Origin of the sequence: Planktotalea sp. (assembly GCF_039984035.1) — a bacterium.
Taxonomy (GTDB): domain Bacteria; phylum Pseudomonadota; class Alphaproteobacteria; order Rhodobacterales; family Rhodobacteraceae; genus Planktotalea.
The window spans coordinates 1-5114 of sequence record NZ_JBDWVM010000317.1 but is presented as its reverse complement, the minus strand read 5'-3'; the positions used below and the strand labels follow the sequence as shown (position 1 = coordinate 5114).

Annotated in this window: 5 protein-coding genes; 4 read left to right on the top strand and 1 reads right to left on the bottom strand. The window is 52.6% G+C overall.

From position 1 onward, the window contains the following. From ABJQ89_RS14270 to ABJQ89_RS14255, 4 genes are all read left to right on the top strand, one after another. On the top strand, nt 1–435 hold a 435-nt coding region (locus ABJQ89_RS14270; RefSeq protein ID WP_348496857.1), incomplete at its 5' end, for a molybdopterin dinucleotide binding domain-containing protein. Nucleotides 436–465: 30 nt separating this feature from the next. After that, nucleotides 466–2142 (top strand): formate--tetrahydrofolate ligase, encoded by a 1677-nt coding sequence (locus tag ABJQ89_RS14265; RefSeq protein ID WP_348496856.1) that lies wholly within the window; start codon nt 466–468, stop codon nt 2140–2142. A 119-nt stretch (nt 2143–2261) separates the two neighbouring features. Further along, a complete protein-coding gene (gene folD / locus ABJQ89_RS14260) occupies nt 2262–3152 on the top strand; it encodes a bifunctional methylenetetrahydrofolate dehydrogenase/methenyltetrahydrofolate cyclohydrolase FolD (RefSeq protein WP_348496855.1) in 891 nt (296 codons plus the stop codon). Nucleotides 3153–3421: 269 nt separating this feature from the next. Next, nucleotides 3422–4276: a LytTR family DNA-binding domain-containing protein gene (locus ABJQ89_RS14255; RefSeq protein WP_348496854.1), complete on the top strand. Its 855-nt coding sequence runs from the start codon at nt 3422–3424 to the stop codon at nt 4274–4276. Here ABJQ89_RS14255 and pdeM read toward each other — a convergent pair. Continuing rightward, nucleotides 4273–4941, bottom strand: coding sequence for a ligase-associated DNA damage response endonuclease PdeM (gene pdeM, locus ABJQ89_RS14250; protein WP_348496853.1), 669 nt, complete (start codon nt 4939–4941; stop codon nt 4273–4275). The genes ABJQ89_RS14255 and pdeM overlap by 4 nt on opposite strands. Nucleotides 4942–5114: the final 173 nt, after the last annotated feature.

The window sequence follows — 5114 nt, the reverse complement described above, 5'->3', positions numbered from 1 at the left end:
CGAGCAGGGGGACGTGCGAAATTCACGCCTGCGGCTGTGATCGCGCCAGATGAAGCGCCTGATGCAGAATATCCGATGATCATGACCACGGGGCGTCAGCTTGAGCATTGGCACACAGGGTCTATGACCCGTCGCGCCATGGTTCTGGACGCTGTTGAACCTGAAGCGAACTGCTCGCTCCACCCCAAAACGCTCCGAGCGCTTGGCGTTGAGCCGGGCGATATGGTGCGCGTCACAACGCGACGCGGGTCCATTGAAATCATGGCGCGGGCCGACCGCGCGGTGTCCGAAGACATGATCTTCGTTCCATTCGCTTACGTCGAAGCGGCGGCCAACGTGCTGACCAATCCGGCGATCGATCCATACGGGAAAATCCCCGAATTCAAATTCTCGGCCGTTCGCGTCGAGGCCATTCACGACATCGCTGCAGAATAATCAGCGCACTTTAAAGATAGGGAAAGTCACATGGGATATAAGTCAGATATCGAAATCGCCCGTGAAGCGAACAAATTGCCGATCCAAGAAATCGGCGCAAAGCTGGGTATTGAGAGCAAAGATTTGCTTCCCTATGGCCACGACAAAGCGAAAGTATCGCAGGATTTCATCAACAGTGTTCAGAGGAACAAGAACGGTAAGTTGATCCTCGTCACTGCGATCAACCCGACGCCCGCGGGCGAAGGTAAGACGACAACAACAGTTGGTCTTGGCGATGGTCTGAACCGCATTGGCAAGAAAGCGGCTGTTTGTATTCGCGAGGCATCCCTTGGGCCAAACTTTGGTATGAAGGGCGGCGCTGCAGGCGGCGGTTATGCTCAAGTCGTTCCAATGGAAGACATGAACCTGCACTTCACCGGCGATTTCCACGCGATTACATCTGCGCACTCGCTTTTGTCCGCGATGCTCGACAACCACATCTATTGGGGAAACGAGCAGAACATCGACATCCGCCGTGTTCAATGGAAACGCGTTGTGGACATGAATGACCGTGCATTGCGTCAGGTGAACGTCTCGCTCGGCGGCGTTGCGAACGGCTTCCCGCGCGAAGGCGGGTTTGACATTACGGTTGCGTCCGAAGTTATGGCGATCCTGTGCCTCGCAAAAGACTTGAAAGACCTTGAAAAGCGTCTTGGTGATATGATCGTGGCGTATCGCCGTGATCGCAGCCCAGTCTTCTGCCGTGATATCAAAGCGGAAGGCGCGATGACCGTGTTGCTGAAAGATGCGATGCAGCCAAACATTGTGCAAACGCTGGAAAACAACCCTGCCTTTGTTCACGGTGGCCCATTCGCGAACATCGCGCATGGCTGTAACTCTGTGATTGCGACAACGACAGCGCTGAAGATTGCTGATTTCGTTGTGACTGAAGCGGGCTTTGGCGCTGACCTTGGCGCTGAGAAATTCATGAACATCAAATGCCGCAAAGCGGGTCTTGCGCCTGATTGTGTTGTTCTGGTCGCGACTGTGCGCGCGATGAAAATGAACGGCGGCGTTGCCAAAGGTGATCTTGGCGAAGAAAACGTTGATGCGGTGAATGAAGGTTGTGCAAACCTTGGTCGCCACATTGGTAACCTCAAATCCTTCGGCGTGCCTGTCGTTGTTGCGATCAACCACTTCGTGACGGACACGGATGCAGAAGTGCAGGCGGTGAAGGACTATGTAGCGACGCAAGGCGCAGAAGCGATCTTGTCACGTCACTGGGAACTCGGCTCTGAAGGGTCAGAGGACCTTGCAAAGCGCGTTGCTGAAATCGCGGAAAGCGGCGTGTCTCAGTTTGCGCCGCTTTATCGCGATGATCTGAGCTTGATGGAAAAGATCGACACAATTGCCAAGCGTATCTACCGCGCAGACGAAGTGTTGGCAGATCAGAAAATTCGCGATCAACTCAAGCTTTGGGAAGAGCAAGGGTATGGCGATTTACCAATCTGTATGGCGAAGACGCAGTATAGTTTCTCAACTGATCCAACGTTGCGCGGTGCACCAACAGGTCACTCTGTGCCAGTGCGCGAAGTGCGCCTGTCAGCGGGTGCTGGTTTCGTAGTTGTCGTTTGCGGTGAGATCATGACAATGCCAGGCCTTCCACGGGTGCCTTCTGCGGAAAATATCCGTTTGAACGATGGCGGCCAGATCGAAGGTTTGTTTTAAGCGCGGGCGAAGGGTGCGTGGAATCACGCACCTTACGGGCCTCGGCTTGTAAGGTGACGTGCTTTGACATGCACCGCCCGTTTGGGGCTTTTGAGGCCCAAGGAAAAAAGGATGACATCATGAGTGCGCAAATTATTGACGGCAAAGCCTTTGCTGCAAAGGTCAGAGGCCAGATTGCTGAACACGTTGCTAAACTCAAAGCAGATCACAGCATTACCCCAGGCTTGGCTGTGGTCCTTGTGGGCGAGGATCCTGCGAGCGAAGTTTATGTGCGCAACAAGGGCAAACAAACGCTAGAAGTCGGAATGAATTCGTTTGAGCACAAGCTGCCCGCGGATGTGAGCAAAGAAGACCTCTATGCACTCATTGCCAAATTGAATGCTGATCCCGCTGTACATGGCATTCTGTGCCAATTCCCTGTTCCGGATCACCTGAATGAGCAAGAGATTGTCGCGCAGATTGACCCTGCGAAAGACGTTGACGGTCTTCATGTTGTAAGCGCGGGCCTTTTGGCATCGGGGCAGCGATCTTTGGTGTCTTGCACGCCATTGGGCTGCCTGATGCTGCTTCGCGATCATCTCGGCGATCTGTCGGGCATGAACGCGGTTGTTGTGGGTCGCTCTAACCTAGTCGGTAAACCAATGGCGCAATTGCTGCTTGGCGATAGCTGTACCGTCACGATTGCACATTCGCGCACGAAAGATCTCGCGGATGTGGTTGGGCGCGCAGATATCGTCGTCGCCGCAGTAGGACGACCTGAAATGGTGCCCGGTGATTGGATCAAGAAGGGCGCGACCGTGATCGACGTTGGCATCAATCGCATTGAGCGCGACGGGAAAAAGAAACTCGTTGGCGATGCGGATTTTGCGTCCTGCTCGCAAGTTGCAGGCGCGATTACGCCGGTTCCCGGCGGTGTCGGCCCCATGACGATTGCGTGCCTTCTGGCAAATACAGTGACCGCCTGTTGCCGTGCAAACGGTTTGGAAGAGCCTGAAGGCCTTACAGCGTAGAAAGCTACGAAACTACGGAATGAAGGTCGGCGAATGTAATGTTCGTCGGCCTTTTGACGTTGAGTAAGCTTGGAGAAACGTCTTGATTTGGAAGTGAAAGTCTCAATACAAGGCAAGCATCGCAAAGAAACAGCGCGAAACTAAATAGTATTTGGAACTATTGGCCGTTACCAAATCCGGTTTTGGGGAACTTTATTTTCTTTTCCCCGTTTGATGTAAGCTTGTTTCAGCAGATTATGGTAGCGTGACACAACTGTAGGGACGGGCAATTGAGTAACGCGCAGATAGAAGCACACCCGCTTCTCGGCAAACTTCAATCAATTTTTTATAACACGGCTCTACGTGTTTTTAATAAGCATACGCTTATAATTACCGCAGCCAGCATCATTCTAACCGCTTTTAGCGGACCGTTTGGCACTTACGATCAGTATAGCTTTGGTCGCGGCCTTGTTGTTTGGGGCGTTTTGATTAGTTCAGGTGTTTTGACTGCGTTTTTCACCTGCGAGGCTTGTAGCGCCATTTTTGAAAAGCATTCAGATTTTAACAAGCAGATGATTTTCCTGGGGATTGGCAGCATCGCGATCAGTGTCGTTATCAATTTCTTACTCACGCATTGGGTAGACCGTCCCGCCGATGTTAGACCGTCCATTGGATGGTTGTGGATGATGGTAATGTCGATCATGGCAATTGTGGTTTCTGTTCGAAATATGTTGCCTGAATTCGCTTTCTTTACGCGTCAAGTCAGCGCGAACGAAAGTCTTGATGAGACTCGGTTTCAACTACCGCAGCACAGCAGATTGGCACAGCGTTTGAATATTCCACGCGATGAACAAGTCGTTCATGTCAGCGCGAACGGCCATTTTGTAGAAGTTTTCACGCCCGTCAATACATATCGCTTGCGCATGCGGTTTTCTGATGCTGTGGCTGAATTGGACGATACCGTTGGTTTGACCGTACACCGCTCACACTGGGTTCACAGAAGCGCGTTGCGTGGATGGGTTCCCAACGCGGCCAAGCCATTTGTGGTCTTGGAAACGGATGCTCAGGTCCCTGTCAGCAAGACGCATTTTGACAAAGTTCAAGCTTTGGGTCTTGAAGAAGTTAGCTTGGAAAAAGCCCTTTAAGCTTTAGGACGCGGCACAGGGAGTGCTTTGGCACCATCGCTCAAAATGCAAATGGCATCAGGTTTGAGCAAGGATGCCAAAGGCGCGTGAGTTACGTCTAGACCGCCTGTATAGGTTCCGAAGGCAGGCATAATGATACGGTCCGTGTCCATGAGAAAGCAGCGCCGTGTGATCCTGCGCGACTTCATTTGCAGTGATATTTTCGGGTGATAGTGCCCTGAAATTTCACCACTCGAGCCGTCCTGTGCGATATGACGAAACGCGATTGAACCTAACCTGAGGTCTGCAAGGTGACTTCCTGAAAGTTCGATAGGCCCTGGATCGTGGTTGCCTTCAATCCAGATCCATTCGCGTCCTGACTGCAAGCGGGCGATCCAATCTTTTGACCTTCCATCTAATTCTTGGCTCGCCTCAACCCGATCAAAGCTATCGCCAAGGCAGACGACTTTTTCTGCGCCGGTCGCTGTGATGTCTTGGTCCAATCGCAACAGCGTATCATGTGTTTCGTAAGGGGGCAGCGCGCTCGCGCCATGTGTGGCGTAGCGCTGCGCTTTTCCGAAATGCAGATCAGACACACAGAGTAATTTGTGCGCAGGCCAATAGAGCGTGCCAGATGGGCGCGCTTGCAAAGTCTCACCGTGAAATTCAAATGTGTAACTGCTCATCGTGATCTTCTACGACAAGCCAGCCGCGGCCATCAAGGCGGCGGTTTCTGCAGCCAGCAGACGTTCTTCCGCTGCGCCTTTGATGGGAACGCGGCCCATTTCCAGAAACATGGGCGCGGCAAGCGGAGAGACACGTTTCAGTGGTCGAAAATCGATTTGACCACGCGTGCGTT